The organism is Halolamina salina, assembly GCF_042678005.1.
Classification (GTDB): domain Archaea; phylum Halobacteriota; class Halobacteria; order Halobacteriales; family Haloferacaceae; genus Halolamina; species Halolamina salina.
Genome location: NZ_JBHUDH010000149.1, coordinates 8447 through 8798, shown reverse-complemented (window position 1 = coordinate 8798; position 352 = coordinate 8447). Strand labels below are relative to the sequence as shown.

Genomic DNA, 352 nt, shown 5'->3' with positions numbered 1-352 from the left:
CGACTACCGACGACCGCACCTCGTCGGTCCCCGCCGCCTCGGCGGTCACCGAGAACGTCCGGTTCGAACTGCTCGCCGAGAGTTCGTCGAAGGTGAGCGCCTCGCCGTCGACACGGTCGAGCGGCAGTCCGGCGGCGTCGAAGTCGACCGGGCGGCCCGGGTCGATGCTGAGGGCGGTGAATCGCCGGGAGTCCTCGGTGGGCGCCCTGGACAGGGTCGAAACGCCGGCGCTCTCATCGTCCACCTCCTGTTCCTCGGGTTCGGCGACCCGGGCGTGGATCGTGACGTCGTCGACGAGGCCGTCGGCGGCACCGCCGGTGGTGTCGACGGTGATGGAGACGGCGGGCGGCTC

At 71.9% G+C, this 352-nt stretch carries 1 protein-coding gene; it reads right to left on the bottom strand.

Going from position 1 to position 352, the window contains the following annotated elements:
• On the bottom strand, positions 1–352 hold a 352-nt coding region (locus ACFR9S_RS12720), incomplete at both ends, for a hypothetical protein (RefSeq protein WP_379818817.1).